At 28.7% G+C, this 20,315-nt stretch carries 26 protein-coding genes; all 26 read right to left on the bottom strand.

Features of this window, described 5'->3' with window-relative positions; all coding sequences use genetic code 11:
- Window positions 1-366, bottom strand: a 366-nt coding sequence (locus BLS77_RS15395; protein ID WP_479723117.1) for a flagellin N-terminal helical domain-containing protein, incomplete at its 3' end; no start/stop codon positions are given.
- A 201-nt stretch (window positions 367-567) separates the two neighbouring features.
- On the bottom strand, window positions 568-897 hold the full coding sequence (locus BLS77_RS15390) for a hypothetical protein (protein WP_089971844.1): 330 nt from the start codon (window positions 895-897) through the stop codon (window positions 568-570).
- A 2-nt stretch (window positions 898-899) separates the two neighbouring features.
- The gene (gene fliD / locus BLS77_RS15385; protein ID WP_089971842.1) at window positions 900-2,351 is read right to left on the bottom strand and encodes a flagellar filament capping protein FliD; all 1,452 of its coding nucleotides are present in this window, start codon (window positions 2,349-2,351) and stop codon (window positions 900-902) included.
- A 19-nt stretch (window positions 2,352-2,370) separates the two neighbouring features.
- Window positions 2,371-2,751, bottom strand: coding sequence for a flagellar export chaperone FliS (gene fliS / locus BLS77_RS15380; protein ID WP_089971840.1), 381 nt, complete (start codon window positions 2,749-2,751; stop codon window positions 2,371-2,373).
- Between the two features lie 11 nt (window positions 2,752-2,762).
- Window positions 2,763-3,044, bottom strand: coding sequence for a hypothetical protein (locus BLS77_RS15375; protein WP_089971838.1), 282 nt, complete (start codon window positions 3,042-3,044; stop codon window positions 2,763-2,765).
- 23 nt (window positions 3,045-3,067) lie between these two features.
- A complete protein-coding gene (locus BLS77_RS15370) occupies window positions 3,068-3,409 on the bottom strand; it encodes a flagellar protein FlaG (RefSeq protein WP_242873999.1) in 342 nt (113 codons plus the stop codon).
- A gap of 10 nt (window positions 3,410-3,419) precedes the next feature.
- On the bottom strand, window positions 3,420-3,635 hold the full coding sequence (gene csrA / locus BLS77_RS15365) for a carbon storage regulator CsrA (protein ID WP_089971836.1): 216 nt from the start codon (window positions 3,633-3,635) through the stop codon (window positions 3,420-3,422).
- Between the two features lie 11 nt (window positions 3,636-3,646).
- Complete coding sequence (gene fliW / locus BLS77_RS15360) at window positions 3,647-4,063, bottom strand: flagellar assembly protein FliW (RefSeq protein ID WP_089971834.1); 417 nt, start codon at window positions 4,061-4,063, stop codon at window positions 3,647-3,649.
- A gap of 12 nt (window positions 4,064-4,075) precedes the next feature.
- The gene (gene flgL / locus BLS77_RS15355) at window positions 4,076-5,071 is read right to left on the bottom strand and encodes a flagellar hook-associated protein FlgL (RefSeq protein WP_089971832.1); all 996 of its coding nucleotides are present in this window, start codon (window positions 5,069-5,071) and stop codon (window positions 4,076-4,078) included.
- An 18-nt stretch (window positions 5,072-5,089) separates the two neighbouring features.
- Complete coding sequence (gene flgK / locus BLS77_RS15350) at window positions 5,090-6,910, bottom strand: flagellar hook-associated protein FlgK (protein WP_089971830.1); 1,821 nt, start codon at window positions 6,908-6,910, stop codon at window positions 5,090-5,092.
- 79 nt (window positions 6,911-6,989) lie between these two features.
- Entirely contained in the window at window positions 6,990-7,400 is a 411-nt protein-coding gene (locus BLS77_RS15345; RefSeq protein WP_089971828.1) for a flagellar protein FlgN, read from the bottom strand.
- A 5-nt stretch (window positions 7,401-7,405) separates the two neighbouring features.
- Window positions 7,406-7,681, bottom strand: a complete 276-nt coding sequence (locus BLS77_RS15340) for a flagellar biosynthesis anti-sigma factor FlgM (RefSeq protein WP_089971826.1) — start codon at window positions 7,679-7,681, stop codon at window positions 7,406-7,408.
- Window positions 7,682-7,836: 155 nt separating this feature from the next.
- Entirely contained in the window at window positions 7,837-8,934 is a 1,098-nt protein-coding gene (fliY, locus tag BLS77_RS15335; RefSeq protein ID WP_089971824.1) for a flagellar motor switch phosphatase FliY, read from the bottom strand.
- A 1-nt stretch (window position 8,935) separates the two neighbouring features.
- Window positions 8,936-9,925 carry a flagellar motor switch protein FliM gene (gene fliM, locus BLS77_RS15330; protein WP_089971822.1) on the bottom strand — a complete coding sequence of 330 codons (990 nt, stop codon included), beginning with the start codon at window positions 9,923-9,925 and terminating at the stop codon, window positions 8,936-8,938.
- A 16-nt stretch (window positions 9,926-9,941) separates the two neighbouring features.
- Window positions 9,942-10,340, bottom strand: coding sequence for a chemotaxis protein CheW (locus BLS77_RS15325; protein WP_089971820.1), 399 nt, complete (start codon window positions 10,338-10,340; stop codon window positions 9,942-9,944).
- A 21-nt stretch (window positions 10,341-10,361) separates the two neighbouring features.
- Window positions 10,362-10,721 (bottom strand): response regulator, encoded by a 360-nt coding sequence (locus tag BLS77_RS15320; RefSeq protein ID WP_089971817.1) that lies wholly within the window; start codon window positions 10,719-10,721, stop codon window positions 10,362-10,364.
- 16 nt (window positions 10,722-10,737) lie between these two features.
- On the bottom strand, window positions 10,738-11,337 hold the full coding sequence (locus BLS77_RS15315; protein WP_089971814.1) for a chemotaxis protein CheC: 600 nt from the start codon (window positions 11,335-11,337) through the stop codon (window positions 10,738-10,740).
- Window positions 11,338-11,354: 17 nt separating this feature from the next.
- Window positions 11,355-13,361 (bottom strand): chemotaxis protein CheA, encoded by a 2,007-nt coding sequence (locus BLS77_RS15310; RefSeq protein WP_089971813.1) that lies wholly within the window; start codon window positions 13,359-13,361, stop codon window positions 11,355-11,357.
- 14 nt (window positions 13,362-13,375) lie between these two features.
- The gene (locus tag BLS77_RS15305; RefSeq protein ID WP_089971810.1) at window positions 13,376-14,143 is read right to left on the bottom strand and encodes a CheR family methyltransferase; all 768 of its coding nucleotides are present in this window, start codon (window positions 14,141-14,143) and stop codon (window positions 13,376-13,378) included.
- Between the two features lie 8 nt (window positions 14,144-14,151).
- On the bottom strand, window positions 14,152-14,730 hold the full coding sequence (locus BLS77_RS15300; protein WP_089971808.1) for a CheB methylesterase domain-containing protein: 579 nt from the start codon (window positions 14,728-14,730) through the stop codon (window positions 14,152-14,154).
- Window positions 14,731-14,751: 21 nt separating this feature from the next.
- Window positions 14,752-15,204 (bottom strand): chemotaxis protein CheD, encoded by a 453-nt coding sequence (locus tag BLS77_RS15295; protein WP_089971850.1) that lies wholly within the window; start codon window positions 15,202-15,204, stop codon window positions 14,752-14,754.
- Window positions 15,205-15,254: 50 nt separating this feature from the next.
- A complete protein-coding gene (locus tag BLS77_RS15290; RefSeq protein ID WP_089971806.1) occupies window positions 15,255-15,701 on the bottom strand; it encodes a chemotaxis protein CheW in 447 nt (148 codons plus the stop codon).
- Between the two features lie 13 nt (window positions 15,702-15,714).
- Complete coding sequence (locus BLS77_RS15285) at window positions 15,715-17,496, bottom strand: flagellar assembly protein A (RefSeq protein WP_089971804.1); 1,782 nt, start codon at window positions 17,494-17,496, stop codon at window positions 15,715-15,717.
- Between the two features lie 101 nt (window positions 17,497-17,597).
- Window positions 17,598-18,389, bottom strand: a complete 792-nt coding sequence (locus BLS77_RS15280) for an aminotransferase class IV (RefSeq protein ID WP_089971803.1) — start codon at window positions 18,387-18,389, stop codon at window positions 17,598-17,600.
- 14 nt (window positions 18,390-18,403) lie between these two features.
- Window positions 18,404-19,042 (bottom strand): HAD-IB family hydrolase, encoded by a 639-nt coding sequence (locus BLS77_RS15275; protein WP_089971800.1) that lies wholly within the window; start codon window positions 19,040-19,042, stop codon window positions 18,404-18,406.
- A gap of 48 nt (window positions 19,043-19,090) precedes the next feature.
- Complete coding sequence (locus BLS77_RS15270; protein ID WP_089971797.1) at window positions 19,091-20,293, bottom strand: pyridoxal phosphate-dependent aminotransferase; 1,203 nt, start codon at window positions 20,291-20,293, stop codon at window positions 19,091-19,093.
- Window positions 20,294-20,315 lie beyond the last annotated feature (22 nt).

Below are 20,315 nucleotides of genomic sequence, written 5' to 3'. Positions count from 1 at the left end.
GTTTATTTCACCTTGTAATTGTACAAATTCCTTTTGGATTTGATCTCTATCTTCAGTTATGTTAGTTCCATTTGAAGATTGAACAGCTAATTCTCTCATTCTTTGAAGAATGTTATGAGTTTCGTTAGTTCCACCTTCTGCAGTTTGTATTAATGAAACACCATCTTGTGCATTTCTTACGCCTTGATCTAATCCTCTAATTTGACCTCTCATTTTTTCTGAAATTGAAAGACCTGCAGCATCGTCTCCAGCTTTGTTAATTCTTAAACCTGAACTTAACTTTTCCATAGATTTTGCATTATTAGCACCATTTACTCCCATTTGTCTGTTTGCGTTCATTGCGCTCATATTGTGATTGATTATCATAATAAATTCCTCCTTGAATTTTGTGGACATCCTTGTCCAAGTATATTTTAAGCTTAAGCTTAAGCTTAAGCTTTATATTATATATATCGTTTAACATATTATATACTTTATAATTTTTTATAATTTTTTTTATTAAATATATATAATTTTCATCTAATCCTCATATTTAATTATAGATTAAATTTTTATAAACTTAATATTTTAAATTTTTTTATTTAAGAAAGTTGGTACACAAGTATTACTGTTATATTTATTTCTTGCAACTCTCCTAATTTTTATTTCATTAAGCTCTTTTTTAATATTTAATTTTTCTTTTTTTATAGATTTAAACATTATATTATCTTCTTCTATTATTTCAAGCTTAATCATTAGTTCTTTAATTTCTTCTCTTGAAAAATCTAGCCCTTCTATATGTGATATAATTTCCTCTCTGATCTTAACTAAAGGTTCAAGATCTCCATCTTTCCCAACTTCTATAACTATCTCTTTAGTTATATCTTTATATCTATTAAGCAATTTATACAAACTCATTATTACGCCCCAAATTGTTTAGATAAATAAGCACTTTGACTATTTAGCTTTGCCATTTGACTTTCAAGTCTTGAGTATTTTAGATAAAGATCATTTTCTTTTTGTACTAGTTGTTTTTCCATTTCTGCTATTTGTATTTTCTTTTTATCCATTATTTTACTATACTCATTAGTTAGAGATCCTTCTAATCCAACTTTCTTAATTAAAGGAGCAGTTACACTGTTGATTTGCTCGTTGAAAACATCCTGTAATGAGTTCAGAATTCCCCCATCTTTTGTTTTATTATCACTTGGAGGTTTACTAAATACATCCTTCACTCCAGTAGCGTCATTTTCAAGTGCTGCTACTAATTTAAATTCATCTATTACCAATATACCATTTTTATCTGCATAATTTTTTATAGGCTTTATTCCCATTTTTTCTAGCTTACCCATTAATGGTGACAAAGCACCTTTTATAGCTCCTACTAATCTTTCAAGGTCACTATCTTTTCTTAATTGTCCTTCTTTCACTTTACCTTCCCATAATTTGACCTCGTCTTCACTCATTGCTTTTCGTTGCTCTGGAGTTAAAGGCATATATTTCTTATCTCTTTTTTCATAAAGCTTAGTACTTATACCTTCTAGCAATTTATTATAATCATTAACAAATCCTACTATTTTATCTTTTAATGCTGTAACATCATTTTTACCAGTTACTTTAATTGGATTGGCAGCATCAGTTTTTGCTGTGAATGTAAACTCAACACCATCTAATCTTAAAAAATTACTATCACCTGTATGACTATATACTTCACCTTTACTATTAGTAATTGTAACTTCAGCATCTATACCCTTAGCCACTTTTACTGGTATATTTTTTAATGCCACAGTGAAGCTAGCTGCTACCCCTAAAGTCTTAGTTTCTAACGATATCCCTTTAGAAAACTCACTGTATTTAGCTGTAATATCTGATCCACTAGCCTTTAGATTTGTATTCAATTCTTCTACTAACTCTTTTGAACTCTTCGTGCCCGATCCATCATCCTTAGCAGTCTTAACATTTATTGTTTTATCAACTCCACCTACATTGACAACTATATCAATTGTATCCGTACTTCCTAATTCAACATCTGTCAATGTGGCATTTGCTGATGTAGCAAGCTTTTTAATATCGATAGTATAATTTTCAGCAATTGCTCCAGCTGTTCCTTTCATTGTTACAGCGCTTTCATTTGAGGAAGAAAACTTTACCGCCTCCCAATTACTTGCTAATAACAAACTATCTTTTTTTGCTTCTAAATGTTTACTATAAAATTCTTTTGAATCTTTTAATACATCCCTATACAACTGTTGTTTCATTGCATAAACATCATTGTCTTGTTGAACTTTATCAACCTTCATTCTATATGGTTTCATACTATCTTTTACAATAGTATCGATATCCATACCTGTAGCTAGTCCTGATACTCTCATTTTATTATCCTCCTCTTATTTATCCCATTACAGCTTTTTTATTAGCCTCATACCATATACTTCTTACTTCTTCTATTAATGGTATTACCTCTTCAAGAATTTTAGGATCTTTTTTTATATTAGCCTCAGCTAATTTTTCATTTATATATTTATAAACTTTAAATATTTGCGTAGCCCATTCTCCTGCATTCTGATCTAAGCTTACCATGAGCTCTGTAAATATATTTTGGGTCTTAATTAAATTTTCATGACTGTTTTTTATATCTTTATTTATTAAATCTTCTCTTGCTGTTTTAGCAAATCTTACTGCTCCATCTACCAGCATCAATAACAATTGTTCTTTTGATGAGTGATTTACGCTGTTATTCTTATATGCATTTAATGCATTATTTCCGTACATATTTGCTCCTCCTATTTTTTCACGTCTAAAAATGAACCATATGGTGATATATTTTTATCTTCTTCTTTTTCTGCTTTTATTTTAATATCTGGTTTTATATTTTTAGTTGCTTCTACAATTATTTTTTCTTTCTTTGAATCTTTTTTTATATAATCTTCAAATGTTTTCTTTTGATCTTTTTCACTATCTTTATATATAGCTATCTCTGCTTTTCTATGAATTTTACCATCTCTTGTTTCTTCGTAAACTTTTCTTCTTAGGTCTGTGTCGATTTTATTCAATAAAAAATTCATCCCTACACATCCTTTAATATTATCTAGGCCTTTTTATCTACAATCACACCTGCACGCTCACACATCTTAGCCACTAAATCTAGTATTTTCTTTGGTGGCAATTCCATAAGCACTTCTTTTGTATCATTATCTATAATCTTAATCATTATATCTCCAAATACCTCATGAACTGAGTATTCTGCACTTGTATTATCCTCTTGCAAAAATTTATTTAATTTAACTAATGCCTTTGCTATATCTTCTTCTTTATAGCCTTTATCTTTAGATGTTCCCTCTGTAGTTTTTATGCTTTTCATTTGTTTAAAGTCTGCTTTTTTAATTTCTGTAGCAACTTGTCCACTTTCACTCATAGCTTTTAATTCCACATTAACACCTCTATTTTTTAAACTTTTTAAGTATATTCATATCTATTTTTATAGCTTCAATATTTTCACTTTCAACTTCGGTGTAAAGTTCTTTTCTTAAAATTGTTATTTCCCTTGGTGCCTCTATTGCAATTTTAACACTTCCATCATCTATTTTTGAAATTGTTATTTCAATATTTTCACCTATAAGTAACGATTCACCTTTTTTTCTAGTAATAACTAACATAATTCCACTCCTTACATTAAAGGATGTTTTATTTTGTACACATCTTTATCTACTATTAATTGTTCCCCAAACTTTTCTTTAATATTTAATACTAAAGGTGCTCTTAGATTTGTTGTTATATTTTCTACCTTTGAACTTACATTAACAATCGAATAGATCATTACATCTTTTTGATTTTCTATTTTAATATTTTTAATTATTTCTCCACTTAACTTTATTTCATAATCCTCTATTACATAAAATGGAGATATTATTATAAATGCTAATTCATTATTTTGTACTGATTGTAATATTTTAAATGGACTTTCTTCTATTTCTTTAATTACGTAGGTTTTATATTCTTCACAACCTGGAATTCCCTTCTTAAAAGTTATTACTTCTTCCTTCTTATATTGAATTTTACCATGTATCGGTGAAATTAATTCCATTTAGTACTCCTCCTATCTTAAAAAGTCCATTAATGAAGGTTGTATAACTTTTGCACTTGTTTGAAGCGCAGCCATATATACACTTTGCATAACAGATGCTTCTATAGTTTTTTCTGCAAAATCTATATCTTCTGTTTGTGATAAAATACCAGTCATATTGAAGTTTTCTGCTTCATTTTGTTCTTGTGCTGATTGCATTCTATTTTGCTTTGATCCAACTTCTGATCTAATCTTTAAAAGATTAGATATTACAGCATCCATATCTTTAAGATTTTCATTTGTAACTTTTTTAGATTCTACAGTAATGTCTGAATCTAAATTATTTGTTATATCTTTAAATAAATTCATTACATTAATAGATTTTCCTTCTAGATTTTCAAACATTAAAACATCTGTTGCAGATACGTTATATTCAACCTTAACTCCTTGAGATATTTCAGTGTTTAAGTTTCCACCAATCATATTGATTTGGTTTTTTATATCTTCCTCTGTACTATTAAGATCTAATACTTCTCCATCTCTTCCACTTAAATGCATTATATTATTTTTTGTAACTGTATCTTCCATAGAACCAACAGGTTTAGAACTTCCTTTAGTTCCTCCAAATATATATTTACCATCAAAACTAGTATTTAATATCTGTGATATTTCATTTACTTTTTCATTTATTTCATCTTTAATAGCTCTTTTTTCATCATCACCATAAGCTGCATTTCCAGCTGACACCATAAGTTCTCTAACTCTTTGGAACACATTGTTAACCTGATCTAGCGCTGTATCTGTTGTATCTAAAAAACTTACTGTATCCTTAATATTTTGATTATATTGCTTATTTGTACTAATATCCCCATGTAGTTGCATACTTCTTGCAACTTTAAAAGGATCCTCTGATGGCCTTCTAAATTCTTTACCGGATGTTAATTGATTATTTATGGTTTTTAAATTGTTTTGATTTCTATTTACATCTCTTAAAAAATTTTTAGACATCATTGAGTTTGTAATTCTCATAATATTATCTCCTCTTCACTATCTCTTTAATCCATTAATTACCACATCTAACAATTCATCTATTGTAGAAATTATCTTTGCACTTGCATTGTATGAATGTTGAAATTGTACTAAATTCGCCATTTCTTCATCTAAAGAAACTCCTGAAATTGAAGTTCTACTTTCTTCTAAACTAAATAATAACTCTTCTTGATTTGCAGTCATTCTACTAGCCTCTTGAGCTTGCACTCCTAATCTATCAATAGTATCTTTAAAATAAGAACCCATTTTCATACCGCTTGAGCTATTAACTATTTTCATACCATTATCTTGAAGAACACTTCCACCTTTTGAAAGGTCAAACATATCCTTTCTTGAAATTATAGTTTCATTTACATCTTGCACTCTTAATATAGAATCTCTAAGTTGCGCAAGAGCAAGAGCTCTTGCTCCATCTGCATCTCCATCTATATTATTATGTGATGCAAAGGCAAATTTATCATCATTAGTTCTAGTTTTTATTTTCATAACATCTTCTAATATCTCTTTATTCATTGAAATATTTTTAGCTGTTATTTCCTCTTCAGCAGATAGAGTATCATCAAGATTTGTTAATATATTATTATTATTGTATTTAACAACTGAACCATTAACAAAAAACGGTGTTGCATCTCTATCTGGGTTTCCTCCTCCATTTAACGGGTCATCCATACCACTATGAACTGCATTTACAGAAAACGCCAAGGTTTTAGCTAATTTATTTAGTTGATTCATATAATCTTGTATATCTTTTTGTACAGAAACAACCCCATTAAGTTCTCCGTTACTTGGTTTAAACATAAGTATTTCCGAAGCTTGTACTGTTTCTCCATTTCTTATAGGATAACCATCACCCTTTGTAGCTTGACCACTTGAGTTTGCCCAAATAATTCTATTATCCATAACATCTTTAATTTGCTCTTTGCTTAATCCTGATACTTTCATGGTTTGTTTATTAGAATCATTTTTCATATTACCATTTTTATAATATGTAATTATCTGAGTGTTCCCACTTGGATCGTTTTTATCCACTTCCATGCTTGATATATATGAAAACCTTGCAGCTTCTGTATTTGGACTTGAAGTTATTACATTTGGAGTTTTCATATCTCCAACATCTTCTGGTCTAATGCAGATTCCCTCAAATTCTTTTTTATCTACTACAAAATTAAATTTATTACTTAATTCATCTAATAATGTATCTCTTTTATCTAAAAGATCATTCGGCATATTTCCTGATACTTTAACACTTATTATTTCTTGATTTAACCTATCAACTTGATCTAAAATACTATTTACCCCTGTAACTCCAGCTCTTATTGAATCTTGTGCATTTGCTTGCAGCTTCTCAAGTTGAGTGTATGTATGATTTAAAGCATCTGCAAGGGCTGCTGATTGCTGAGCCACTACTGTTCTTCCATTAGAACTACTTGGTTGCTTTGAAAGTTCTTGGAATGAATCAAAAAACTTACCCATTAATGATGATATTCCTGTTTCGGATGGTTCATTAAATATTGTCTCTACTTCTTGTAATGATTTACTTCTTGTATCATATTTTCCTAGAGATGAATTTTCTCCTCTTACTTGATAATCTAAGAACCCATCTCGCACTCTTTCAATTGCAGCTACTTGGGCACCAGTTCCAAGTTGTCCTACATCTCCAGTCATTCCCATAGGCCTTGTTGTTTCAATTTTAGTTCTTTGTCTTGAATAACCTGGTGTATTTGCATTTGAAATATTATGTGATGTTACATCAATACTTCTTTGTTGAACATTCATACCACGCTTTGCTATATTAAATGTTGAAAATAATCCTGACATATATTTACCTCCTTAAGTAAGTGCTTAAACTTTTAAATAAGTCTCGCACTTACTCTTAATATCTATTTGAAAATATATTTTACCTTTTAATATTTCCATATGAGTTATAGATTTTAACCTCTCTTCTCGGATTAATTATATTTAACATTTTATTTGTATATCCAAGTTGTTGCTTTATCAGAGTCTCATTAGTATCTTTTTGAAGTATAATCTCTTCTAAAAGTTTTTGAATTTCCCTATATACATTATCTAAATTATCATTATCAAGAGTTTTAACTATTTCTCTCATACTTTTAGTTCCTATTAGTTTCCTTCTCTCAACTTCAAATTCTGCAATTCCCTTATTACAAGTTTGAAGCCTTTCAACTATTTCTTCCATTCCAAAAACATTTTTTGACATAATAAGTTTAAATTGTTCATCTAATAGAACTAATAAATTTTTAAGAGCTTTATCTTCTTTAACTAATACTTCTGTTAATTTATCTATCATAATTTCTATTTTATCTCCTTCATGACATCTAACATACTTTTAGCTGTAAGCTTTGCATCTATATTATAAGTTCCATTTAAAAGTTTATTTTTTATTTCTTCAACTTTTGCAGCCTTATCATAGCTTGAGGCTTCTACTGCATAATCATTTAAAACTTTACCTGCTTTGGATAATTCTATTCTGTCTGAAGTCTTAACCTTATCTATTTTTTCAATTTTATTACTAGCGATTTTATTATAATAATTAACAGTTGCCAGTGATCCCATACCTTTTATGTTCATTTAATATACCTCCACAATTTAATTCTATATTTTATTATCGTAAATAACTCTTTTAAGTTTATAGCAATTAGGAAAAATACTTCCATAAGAGATTATTATTAATAAAAATGCTATGTAAATTATAAATATAATTTACATAGCATTTTAAAATTATTTTATTTAAGAGATTTAATTCTATCTACACCACTAACTATATTAGTTATTCTTACTCCGAAGTTTTCGTCTACAACTACAACTTCTCCGTAAGCTATTTTTTTGCCATTTACAAGTATTTCTACAGGTTCTTCAGCAAGTTTATCTAACTCTATTAATGATCCTGTACTTAAATTCAATATATCTTTTACGCTTTTCTTTGTTCTTCCAAGAACTACTGAAATATTTAAAGGAACATCTAATATTAAATCTATATTTTTATGTGGTTCTCCTATTCTTGAAGGTGTTAATTGCCCAAACTTAGCTTCATGGACTTCAACCGCCTTAACTTCTCTTTCTGGTTCTCTTTGAACCTCTGCTTGTAATTCATAAGAAATAGTTTTTTCCTCTACTTTATGGTTATTAACTTGAGGTGCAGGTTCTTCAAGGTTCTCTTCACCCATCATAATGGAAACTATTTTCTTTGCTGTTTCTATAGGTAGAATTTGCATTATTTCTGAATCTACTAACGTTCCTATAGTTATGTTAAACTTAACTCTTACTATTTCTTCATCTTCATCTAAGGCATCTGATATTGTTTCAGATATTTCGCTCCAAATTTTAGAATTCGGAGGCGATATATTAACTATTCTTGCAAACATAGTTGCCATAGACGTAGCTGATGATCCTATCATTTGATTCATAGCTTCTTGAACTGCACTTATTTCAATTTCTGATAGTTCTGTATTTTGTACATTACCATCTCCACCCATCATTAAGTTTGCAATAACTCCTGCATCTGCAACTTGCATTATTAGAATATTTCTTCCTACTATACCTTCTGTATATTCAACATCTAATATAATATTTGGATAGTCAAATTCTTTTTTTATTTTTCCCAAAGTCGTTATACTAACTACAGGAGTTGTTATATTTACTTGTTGATTTACAAGTTGGTAAAGGGCTGTTGATGCAGACCCCATTGATATATTACCAATTTCACCCAATAAATCTTTTTCAATAGCTGTTAATACTTCAATATCAACATTTTCTTTAGAAGCTTCTATATCGCCATTTAATAATGCGTCTATTTCTTCCTGTGATAAAAATCCATTGCTCATTTTATCTCACATCCTTATCTATAATATCCAAAAGTTCTATTCCAATATTTTTACCAACTATACCTGGCTTTGCAAGGAAGCATTCTTCATCTTCCACAAATACTTTTATTGGTTCATTACATTTTGTTCCTAGCCTTAGTACATCTCCATTAACTAATTTTAAAAACTCATCTATTGTTATTTCTATGTCACCAAGTTCAGCTCTCATAGAAACATCTACTGTTTTTAATAAACCTTTAATCTTTTCTGTAGATTCTTCTAACGCATCTGTCACTTCATTGCGGAACCAATATTGAACTATCAATTTATCTAATACTTTTTCCACACTTAAATATGGAATGCAAAGATTCATATATGTAGTTTTCTTTCCTATTTCAACTGAAAAGTTTAATAATGCAACAGCTTCATTTGGTGCTAAGGTTTGATTAGCTGTAGGATTTGTTATTAACTCCTCAAAAACGGGTTCAACTTCTAATACTTCCTCCCAGGCTAACACTAGGTTTTTTATCAAATCAGTTGTAACTTCCCTCATTATATTTTTATCTATATCTGAAAATTCTTTATTAACACTTATTCTATCCCCTGTTCCACCTAGCAATATATCTAATATTTGAAAAGAAAACTCTGGATTAATTTCAAGTAAAATATTGCCTTGAAGTGGTGCCATCTTAAATAATGTAATTATTGTTGGATTTGGAATAGAGTGTATAAATTCTTCATAGGTTATTTGCTCTACACTTTGAATATCAACTTTAACATTTTTTCTTAGCTGCCCTGATAGATAATTTGATATAATACGAGCAAAATTATCATGAACCATTTCTAATGTTCTAATATGATCTTTTGAGAACTTTTGAGGACTTCTAAAATCATATTTTTTAACTTTATGCACATCTTCATCTTTAACTATCATTTCTTTTCCTTCTACGTCCCCTGTAGATAGGGCAGACAACAAGGCGTCTATTTCACTTTGCGATAAAACCTCTGCCATTTCCTTCCCTCTTTTCTTATTTATTTAACAGCTTTTCTATTTCTATAACTGTAAATAACTTTCCATCTAAGTTAATTATTCCTTTAATATAATTTTCTGTTGTATATTCCGGTAAATTTTGTATATTAATTTCATCTACCTCTATAACTTCTTCAACCTCATCTACTGATATACCTATTTCTTCTTCATATAACTTAAGTATAATAATATTATTTTGCTTCTTTTCAGAAACAATATTCAAAAGCAAGTTTATATCAACTAATGACTTAATACTTCCTCTTAAATTTATTAACCCTTTAATGTAATTTGGTGAGTTAGGCACCTCTGTTATTATCATCATATCATTTATACTCTGTATCTTTTCAGTTTCCACTGCAAAGTGTTCTTCCCCTAATTTAAATACTACAAATTGCATTTAACCTGCCTCCTTAAACTATTAACCAACAACTTTATTGATAGCTTCAAGTACTCTATCTGCTTGGAATGGTTTTACTATGAAATCTTTAGCTCCTGCTTTTATAGCATCCATAACCATTGATTGTTGTCCCATGGCTGAACACATTACTATTTTTGCACTTGGATCAAATGCCTTTATTTGTTTTACTGCTTCAATTCCATCCATTTCTGGCATTGTAATATCCATTGTTACTACATCTGGTTTTTCTTGTTTATATAATTCAACCGCTTGGATTCCGTTACAACCTTCTCCAACTACTTCAAACCCATTCTTTTGAAGTATATCCTTAACCATCATTCTCATAAATGCTGCATCGTCTACTATTAATACTCTTGTCATATTTATCCCTCCAAAATTAGGCTATTCCTAATGATTTTAAAATTTGCTCTAAAGCTCCCGGACCTGGAACATAGTAAAAATGTCCTGTTATTTTACTACTTTCATCCCCTATAAAATTTGTTTCAATCTCTAAAATGTCTTCGTCATACTGTCCTGCTTCAATAAATGTTGAAATTAATATTGCACTTATCATATCGTTAGCAACTGCTGGTACCGAAACTATAGCTTCAACATTTATAAATTTTGATATGGCATTCATAAATGAAGATGAAATTATATTTCCAATTTCACTTATTACCGATATCGCCATTTCATCCATATGTCTTTCTTTACTACCGGTTAACTTTTCTACTATATTAAAAGCTACATCTTTTTCAAAAATGTATAAAACGCTTCCCGAAAGTTCGCCGAGTACTCTTACAAGTACCGCTATAACTTCATCTTCTCCATAGTTGTCTAATAATTTGTCAAATTTTATTATATCAACATTTGGTACAGCCATATCTATTTTTTGAGAAAAAAGAATTGATAATGCTGTTGCTGAATTTCCTGCACCTATATTAGATACTTCTCTTAACGCATCTAGTTGAAGTGGGTTTAAGTTACTATAATTCACTTATTGTTCCCTCCTATCTAAATTAATACTGCAACATCTAATATTAATGTTACCAATCCATTACCTAAAATGGTAGCTCCAATATACTCTTTTAAGGAACTCAATGTCTTTCCTAATGGTTTTATTACTATTTCTTGTTGTCCAAGTAAAGAATCAACCAATAATCCTACTGTTTTACCTCCTACCTTAACTATGATAATAAAACTTTTTTCTTTTTCTTCTGAGTCTATACCTAGTCTATTATTTAACCTTATTAAGTTAATAATTTCTTCTCTATAGACAATAACTTCTTCACCATTAGTTTTCTTTATATTTTCTTCTTTATAATCAATTACCCTATCTATAAATCCAAGAGAAATAGCTAGAGTTTCATTACCAACTTTCACAAGTAAGGCTTGTATAATTTGCAATGTAAGTGGAAGTTTTATTATAAATGTTGATCCAACACCCTCTTCACTTACAACCTCTACAGATCCTCCTAGGGCAGAAATCTTTGTTTTTACAACATCCATTCCAACTCCTCTACCGGATACATCTGTAACTACCTCGTTAGTACTAAATCCTTGAGCAAAAATAAGATTTTTTAAATCATTATTACGCATACCCTCAGTGTTAATTCCAACTTTTTCAGCCTTAGCTCTTACCTTTTCTACATTTATTCCAGCGCCATCATCTGTAACTTTAATTAAAGCTTTAGTACCTTCTTGATAAGCTATTAATTTTATTGTTCCTTGAGGGTTTTTACCTTGTGCAATTCTAGCTTCTCTGCTTTCAATCCCATGATCTGCAGCATTTCTAAGTAGATGTATTAAAGGTTCTCCTATTTCATCTATTACAGTTCTATCAAGCTCTGTTTGAGCCCCTTCTACAACAAAATCAATATCTCTATTTAGTTCTAGTGATAAATCTCTTATCATTCTTGGGAACCTATTAAATACAACTTCTAAAGGAAGCATTCTTATTTTCATAACTAGCTCCTGTAACTCAGAAGTTGTTCTTTCTACTTGCTCTAGTGTTTCAACTAATTCCTGTGATTTATCATCTATAACTATTTGTTCTAATCTAGTTCTATAAATAACAAGTTCTGAAACCATGTTCATTAATTTATCTATTCTATCAAGATCAACTCTTACAGATTGATGAGCCTTCTTAACATCCTTTTTCTTTTCAACTTTAGTTTGTTCTTCTTTTTTATTAGATACTATTTCCTTTGGTTTTATAATTTCTTCTTTTTTTGTTTCAACATTTATTGCTTCAATATTTGTTGCTTCGGTGTTAGTTACCTCAACATCACTTACTTCAACTTTTCTTACTTCAGAAATATTACTAACTATTTTATTTATTTCCTCTTTTGTACTACTTGTGATTAGCATAAAGTACAATTCTAAATCAAATTGCTCATTTTCAATATCCTCTGTTGATGGTATTGACTTTAAAATCTCACCTTGTGCTTCTAATTCTTGAACTATCAAAAATGCTCTAGCTGATTTTAAAATTGTATTTTGACTAAGTGTAATATTAATATTTATTACATTCATACCATTTTCAATAGCCTGCTTTGCAACAGATATATCATATTCATTCAAGTCTTCTTTGATATTTTTTTCAATAGTTTCCGCTATAACTTCTTCTGGTTTATCATTTTCTTCATTTGCAATTTTATCTAAAGATTCCATAACTGTTTTTATATCAATAGCTTCATCATTACCGTTTTCAATGTTATTAACCATTTTTTCAAGTGTATCTAGACACTCGAATAATATTGTAACAACATATTCAGTTACTTTTAATTTGCCCTCTCTAAACTTTGATAAGACATCTTCCATTTTATGAGTTAGTTCTGCTATATCACTAAATCCCATTGTAGCTGCCATTCCTTTAATAGTATGCGCAACTCTAAATATTTCATTTAATTTATCCACATCATGTGGACTTTGTTCTAAATATAGCAATGCTTCATTTAAAGTTTGCAGATTATCCATAGATTCTTCAAGAAACATGTTCATATATTGTGATGTATCCATTTTCCCCTCTCCTTTTATACTTTCTTATAAATGAAAGTTGACACTTTTTCAAATCCATATTCTTTATAGTTATATATACTCTCTGTTGCTCCAACAAAAAGTAATCCACCTTTTTTCAAAGACTCATTAAACCTTTGGAAAATAACCTTCTTAACATCATTTTTAAAGTAAATAACAACATTTCTACATACTATTAAATCAAAATCTTTTTCATATTTATCTACAATAAGATCGTGTTTTTTAAATGTAACCATAGATCTAATATTTTTATTTACAATGATTTTTTTATCTTCTTTTATAAAGTATTTATCCAGAATATTTTTTTGTACATTTTTTATATCTGCTTCTCCAAATACTCCTTCTTTTGCTTTCTTTAAAATTGTTGAATCAATATCTGTTGCAATAATAGAATGTTTACCAGTAGGACTTATTTCCTGCATTATCATTGCAATGCTATAAGGTTCACAACCAATAGAGCATGCTGCACTCCATATTTTTAATTTATTATTTTTAGGTAGTAAATCTTTTTTTATATTGCTCTCTAATTCTTTAAACAATTCTGTATTTCTAAAAAATTCAGTTACATTAATAGTTATAAAATCTAAAAACTTTTGTTTTTGATCCTCATCACTAAGCAAAGCTTTTTTATATTCATTTAAATCTTTTATTCCAACCCTAGACATTAAACTAGTTATTCTTCTATTAAGTTGTTCTTGTTTATATGCTTCTAAATTTATACCTAGTTCTTTAAATGCCCATTTATTAAAATCATCAAAATCCATAAATTCTCCTATCGTTTATTCAATAAACTCTTGATTTTAAAACCTATTTTATCTAAAGGTAAAACATAATCTACTGCCCCAGTTTCATAAGCAGCTTTTGGCATCCCATATATAACACAACTTTCTTCGTCTTGAGATATAGTAGTTCCACCTACAGCTTTAATAGCTTTAGTACCTTCTGCTCCATCTCTACCCATCCCTGTTAATATTACTGATATAGCGTGACCTTTCCACACTTTAGATATTGATACAAATAATTTGTCTACAGCAGGTTTTACGCCCCATATGCTTGGTCCATCAGTTAAGATGATTTTTTCACCTTTTATAACTTCCATATGATATCCACCCGGCGCTATATAAACCTTATTCTTTTCTATCCTTATTCCATCACTTGCTTCTAACACTTCTATAGCACAGCACCTATTTAATCTATCTGCAAAAGATTTAGTAAACCCCTTAGGCATATGTTGCACTATCAATACCGCTACGCCTAAATCTCCTGGCAATTCCATTAACAACTTCTCTACAGTCTTTGGTCCTCCTGTAGAAGCACCTATAACTATTACATCATAACTATTTACAGCCATATTACTAAATCCTACTTTCTATTAAATATGCTTTATTTCTAAACCTATACTCTTTATTTCAACTATTCCATCTTTTGAATTAACTATCATTGTTCTTCCTTTGTTGCCTCCAACTTCACTAGCTATTATACGCATCCCAGTTACTTTCATTATATCTATAACTGCTTCTATATTTCTTTTCCCTACATCACTTATTATTTTGCTATCTGCAAATTGAAACATAGATGCTCCACCAGCTATCTTTACCTCTATATTTCTGGTTTCACAGCCTAAAGCTTTCATTTTTGATAATAATATAGGAACTGCTAAATCTGCATATTTCATTTCATTGGTTATTTTTTTAAACTTAGTACTATCTGGAAGCATTATATGTGCAAGGCCTGCTATGTTTTTTCTCTTATCATAAAATGATATTCCAACACAGGAACCTAGTCCAATAGTTAAAACTTTTTCTGGATTTTTAACTATTTTCATATCAGCTATACCTACTCTAACCTCTATATTCTCATTCAATAAGTTCACCTCTAAAATACTATTGCTTCTTCTTCTTCTTCTGTTAATATTTTTGATAAATCTAGTATTATTATTATTTTATTTTCTTTTTTAACTAATCCTTTTATGTATTTTTGTGAAATAAAAGTTGATATAGTTCTTGGATCATCTATATCTTCTTCATTTATATTTATAACTTCACAAACACTATCTACAAGTATAGCAAATTTACCAACTTGTTTTTTTATAACTATAAGCTTGTTTTCATCGCTAATAGCTTTACTTTTTAATTTAAACTTATTAGCTAAATTAATTATAGGTAATATTCCATCTTCATACTTAATAACTCCATCTAAAAATGCTGGCGATTCTGGTAATTGAGTTGGTTTTTCATATCCTAATATTCTTTCAACTTCCATTATATCAGTTGCATAAAGCTCTTTATTTAACTCAAACACCAATATCTTAAATTCCTTCATTACTTTTCCCTCCTTATAAATATAACTTATCTACTATAATTTCTCCATTTTTATCACTATACGCATGTACATCCTTAGAATCTTTAAGTAGAACATGTTTTCTTTTTCCTACTATAAATATAGTATTTTCATATGCTACATCTGCATATATATGACCATTTTTTTCAACCTGCAATTTAGTTCCTACCCCTACTTCATTTCCTACAATATTTACTTTTATAAGTTCATCAGCCTTCAAATGTCCACCTTTACACTGAGATTTTTCTCCAGTAAATTCTATATTCCCCATTGCAAAAATTTTAGAAATATAACTTCCTTTACCTATAATCGAAACATTACCTGTAACTTCAATATCTGCTTCTTGGCAATATTCAATTATCAAATCTTTACTTAAAGTATTTTCAATTTCAAGTAATTCCATTTCATTATTTAGCACTTCTATAATTTCTTTAATTTCAGTGTATTTCTTTATATTAATTGGTCCTACACCTATTAATTTTTTTCTAATTATAGAAATTAATTCTGACTTACCATCTAAGTTAGCTAATTCTATTCCAATTATAGCTGTACAATTCTTTGGTATTGTTTTATATTTACTTTCAATTAAAGTTTTTACCAAATACCCATCAGTTAAATTTTCATCAATTAACTTTTTTTCTTTCAAGAAAATAATATTTTCTAAAAGAGATTGCAGTTGCTCTTTTAACAATAATAGTTCTTGTCCTTTTTTTTGTTTTAATAAGTCTTGTCCACCTATCTTAATTTGTGTATTGACTATATTACCAAGTACTATAGAACTATCATTTACTTTAATATTTGCTTTAAAGGTACCACCTACAACATTTATAGAATTAGCAACTATATTCATTCCCTCAGTTACTTTTCCATTAACCTTAACATCTCCATGAAAATTAATATTTCCACTTTTTATATCTACATCTCCATTAACAGTATGTAGTTTATTTACCTGAAAAATATTTTTCCCAACAGATATTTTCCCATCTATAGTAGCTAGTATTTTATTTCCTTCTAAGCTGCAACCACTACCTACTTTAAATTTTAACTCTTTTACTGGTTTATTTTTTATTTTCTTACCGTAGATGCTTATTCCTTCTTTACCTAAGCTTCCTTTTATTATTTCGGCTATTGTGTCTCCTTTCTTTACACTTTCTATCAAAATTTTATTTTTATAATCTATTTTTCTCATAGTATCTGTATTTTCTTCATCTTTATTGACATTATATACAAGTTTAATTTTATCTTGCACAGGTTCTTCTGCTGGAATTGACGCTGCAACACAAAAGTTTTTTATATCCCTACTTTGTTCTATTAATTTAATTTCTTCTTTTTTTATACCCATTATTATTTTATTTTCATGAAGATAATTTATAATCTCTATCGCTGTAAATAAAGGAGGCAATTCACCCCGTACCTCATTATGTTCTAGTGTTAAAACATTATTTTCTATAGCATCTTTTATTTCATATCTAAAACCTGTTTCATAATTTATACTAACTCTTGCTTCTGTATTATCTTCATTAGTCTTTATACTAATAAGCCTCTTTCCTTTAATTTCTTGCCTATCAAATACTATTTCGTCATTTTCTTTAACAATTGAAGTTTCTCTTATTTGTTTTCCATTCACCAATAACTTACAATCATTATCTGATATAACTTTAGCATACTCTCCAGATCCTATTGGATTTTTAACTATTATTTTCCCATTCTTTACTTCTATACTTCCATTTAAATTCTCTATATCATTAGTGTCTAACCCAGTACCCACTTTATCCATAATGTCCCCCTAAATATATTATATATATTATACAGTATACCATAGCTTTCTATAGATGTATTAATTTTTTTTATATGTTTTAAACTATATTAATTTTTTTATTAAACATTTTTATTGTTATATAGATCCATAAGTTTTCTCATAATTTCATTATCAACATTCATAATAATACTATCCACTTTAGAAATGGGTAGTATTCCTGGAGAAGTTCCTGATATAAACATTGCATCTATTTCTTCTAATTCTGTATATTTACTGTTCTTTTCCTCAAAATCTATATTTTCACTTTTAGCAATTTCTATAATTTTTTCCCTTGTAACCCCTGGTAATACAGCTTCTATCTTCGAAGTAAATAACTTATTATCTTTAATTAAAAATATATTAGATTTACTTCCTTCTGTTACATATCCATTATTATCAACAAGTATTGCCTCAAATGCATTTTTCTTTTTTATTTCTTCATTTACTTTTTCTCTAAATTTGCAATCAATTACTTTTGCATTTGGATTATGTCTTTCTCCATGATACAAAATAGTATCTACTCCATTTTTATACATTTCATCAGTTGGATATATATGCTTAATATAAAACACCTTCATTAAATCTTCATCAATATTAAATGTAATTTTTACATTACCCTCTTTTTTATGATTAGCAGATATAACTCTTTCTAAATATTCAGCTATTTTATTATATTCATAAGGAAAACTCTTATCCATAAGATTAAATGACTTTTCCATTCTCTTTAAATGTATTTCTAAAAATAATGGTTCCCCATTATTTATTCTTATTACTTCATAAATAATTTTATCTTTACTATTTTTTTCATCATTGAAATTCTTTGTTGAATCTAAATGACCATCCTCAATGAAAAAACTATTAATCGCTTCCATCAGTATCCTCCTTCTTAATTCCACTTTAGTATTTCAAATTCATGCTTCTTTTTATAATTTATTAAATATGGTTTTCCAACTAAATCTAATAATGGTTTATCTGAAAGTGAATCTGAAAACATATATGAGTTTTCAAAATCAACATCAATATTTTCTGTCTTTATAACTTCCATTAACCTTTTCACCTTTTCTTCACCTTTGCAATTAAACCCATCCATTTTCCTTGCAAACTTACCTTCCTCAAAAAGAAATTTAGTTCCTATAATTAAATCGACTTCTTTAATTGCATATAATTCTGTTAAATAAAACTCTGGCGATGCTGAAATTAAAAATATCTTATAACCTTCATGCTTTAACTTCTTCATCATATCTAATGCATCTTTATATAATAGTTTACTTAATCTATCCTCATAAAAAGACTTAACTAAATCTACTAAATGTTTTTCTTCTATTTTATCTATAAATTTCAGGAATTTCTCTTTAACTTTTCTTTCATCATAAATTCCTACTCCATACATTGTCCCACTAAATATTGCTCTTGGCAAAAATTTAATCATTTTCTTATCCTTTGAAATAACATATTTAAATAATTCCATTAATGTTTCTTTTCTCGTTATTGTATAGTCTACATCAAAAATCGCTAATTTATCCATGATTTTTCCCCTTTGAATTCATGCTTAGTTTTATTTTGGCATGTTCACTTATTGAGCTGTGCTGAGTTTTCGTAAAAAGACCTCAAGTCTATCTAAACCTTTTTCAATCAACTCAATAGATGTTGCATATGATACTCTTATATAATTATCTAATCCAAATGCAGCTCCTGGAATTACTGCAACTTTCTCTTCATCTAATAATAACTCTGAAAACTCTAAAGAACTAGTAATTTTTTTTCCATTTAATTCTTTATTAAAGAATTTTTCTATATTTATCATAACGTAAAAAGCACCATTTGGTTTAATAATATCTAATCCGCCTATATCATTAATTTTTTTCATCATAAAGTTTCTTCTTTTTTCAAATTCAACTATCATAGAATTTATATTCTCTTGAGTTCCTGTTAAAGCTTCAATGGCCGCATATTGTGTTATAGAATTTGTATTTGATGTCATATGACTTTGTATACTTACCATTAACTTTGCTATTTCTAGCGGTGCTGCCGCATATCCTATTCTCCACCCTGTCATTGCATAAGATTTTGATAATCCATTAATAACAATAGTTCTTTTAAATGCATCTTCTGAAATAGACGCTATACTTACATGTTTCTTATTATCATATATTAATTTCTCATATATTTCATCTGACACTATTATTAAATTGTATTTTTTAGCAAATTCAGCAATCTCAGTTAATTCTTCTTTTGAATATATTGTTCCTGTTGGATTATTTGGACTATTTAATAATATTGCTTTGGTTTTACCAGTAACTATATTTTCTAAGGCTTCTATTGTATATTTATAATTACAATCTTCTCCCGTTTGAACGTAAACAGGTTTTCCATCAGCAATCCTTACAAGTTCTGGATAACTAACCCAATATGGTACTGGTATTATAACCTCATCACCTGGATTTAATATTGCCATAAAAACATTTGCCAAACTTTGTTTTGCTCCAGTTGAAACTATAATTTGATTAGGATTGTACTCTAATTCATTATCTTTCTTAAATTTATCACAAATAGCTTTTCTAAGTTCTAAAACACCACTTGTTTGAGTATATTTTGTCTTTCCTTCTCTCATTGCTTTTATAGCTGCATTAATAATATTACCTGGAGTATTAAAATCCGGTTCCCCTGCTCCAAAACTAACTATATCTATTCCGGCTTCTTTAAGTTCTTTAGCCTTTGCTGTTATTGAAAGAGTTATTGATGGATTAATACCTATTGCTTTTTTTGATAAATTCATATATTTATCCCCCCATTTTAGG

This window comes from Clostridium gasigenes (genome assembly GCF_900104115.1).
GTDB lineage: Bacteria > Bacillota > Clostridia > Clostridiales > Clostridiaceae > Clostridium > Clostridium gasigenes.
This window is presented reverse-complemented; position numbering and strand designations above follow the sequence as displayed.

Bases quoted from the DNA above. Each gene is read 5' to 3' on its own strand.
- BLS77_RS15310 (WP_089971813.1), bottom strand. From the start codon at position 13,361: ATGGATACATCACAATATATGAACATGTTTCTTGAAGAATCTATGGAT.
- BLS77_RS15280 (WP_089971803.1), bottom strand. From the start codon at position 18,389: ATGGAAGCGATTAATAGTTTTTTCATTGAGGATGGTCATTTAGATTCA.
- csrA (WP_089971836.1), bottom strand. From the start codon at position 3,635: ATGTTAGTTATTACTAGAAAAAAAGGTGAATCGTTACTTATAGGTGAA.
- BLS77_RS15300 (WP_089971808.1), bottom strand. From the start codon at position 14,730: ATGGCTGTAAATAGTTATGATGTAATAGTTATAGGTGCTTCTACAGGA.
- fliY (WP_089971824.1), bottom strand. From the start codon at position 8,934: ATGAGCAATGGATTTTTATCACAGGAAGAAATAGACGCATTATTAAAT.
- BLS77_RS15320 (WP_089971817.1), bottom strand. From the start codon at position 10,721: ATGACAAGAGTATTAATAGTAGACGATGCAGCATTTATGAGAATGATG.
- BLS77_RS15345 (WP_089971828.1), bottom strand. From the start codon at position 7,400: ATGATAGATAAATTAACAGAAGTATTAGTTAAAGAAGATAAAGCTCTT.
- BLS77_RS15275 (WP_089971800.1), bottom strand. From the start codon at position 19,042: ATGGATAAATTAGCGATTTTTGATGTAGACTATACAATAACGAGAAAA.
- BLS77_RS15325 (WP_089971820.1), bottom strand. From the start codon at position 10,340: ATGCAATTTGTAGTATTTAAATTAGGGGAAGAACACTTTGCAGTGGAA.
- fliW (WP_089971834.1), bottom strand. From the start codon at position 4,063: ATGGAATTAATTTCACCGATACATGGTAAAATTCAATATAAGAAGGAA.
- BLS77_RS15270 (WP_089971797.1), bottom strand. From the start codon at position 20,293: ATGAATTTATCAAAAAAAGCAATAGGTATTAATCCATCAATAACTCTT.
- flgK (WP_089971830.1), bottom strand. From the start codon at position 6,910: ATGTCAGGATTATTTTCAACATTTAATATAGCAAAGCGTGGTATGAAT.
- fliM (WP_089971822.1), bottom strand. From the start codon at position 9,925: ATGGCAGAGGTTTTATCGCAAAGTGAAATAGACGCCTTGTTGTCTGCC.
- fliS (WP_089971840.1), bottom strand. From the start codon at position 2,751: ATGTACGGAAATAATGCATTAAATGCATATAAGAATAACAGCGTAAAT.
- BLS77_RS15290 (WP_089971806.1), bottom strand. From the start codon at position 15,701: ATGAAGGAATTTAAGATATTGGTGTTTGAGTTAAATAAAGAGCTTTAT.
- flgL (WP_089971832.1), bottom strand. From the start codon at position 5,071: ATGAGAATTACAAACTCAATGATGTCTAAAAATTTTTTAAGAGATGTA.
- BLS77_RS15390 (WP_089971844.1), bottom strand. From the start codon at position 897: ATGAGTTTGTATAAATTGCTTAATAGATATAAAGATATAACTAAAGAG.
- fliD (WP_089971842.1), bottom strand. From the start codon at position 2,351: ATGAGAGTATCAGGACTAGCTACAGGTATGGATATCGATACTATTGTA.
- BLS77_RS15340 (WP_089971826.1), bottom strand. From the start codon at position 7,681: ATGAACATAAAAGGTATGGGATCACTGGCAACTGTTAATTATTATAAT.
- BLS77_RS15305 (WP_089971810.1), bottom strand. From the start codon at position 14,143: ATGGATTTTGATGATTTTAATAAATGGGCATTTAAAGAACTAGGTATA.
- BLS77_RS15295 (WP_089971850.1), bottom strand. From the start codon at position 15,204: ATGAAAATAGTTAAAAATCCAGAAAAAGTTTTAACTATTGGACTAGGT.
- BLS77_RS15375 (WP_089971838.1), bottom strand. From the start codon at position 3,044: ATGAATTTTTTATTGAATAAAATCGACACAGACCTAAGAAGAAAAGTT.
- BLS77_RS15285 (WP_089971804.1), bottom strand. From the start codon at position 17,496: ATGGATAAAGTGGGTACTGGGTTAGACACTAATGATATAGAGAATTTA.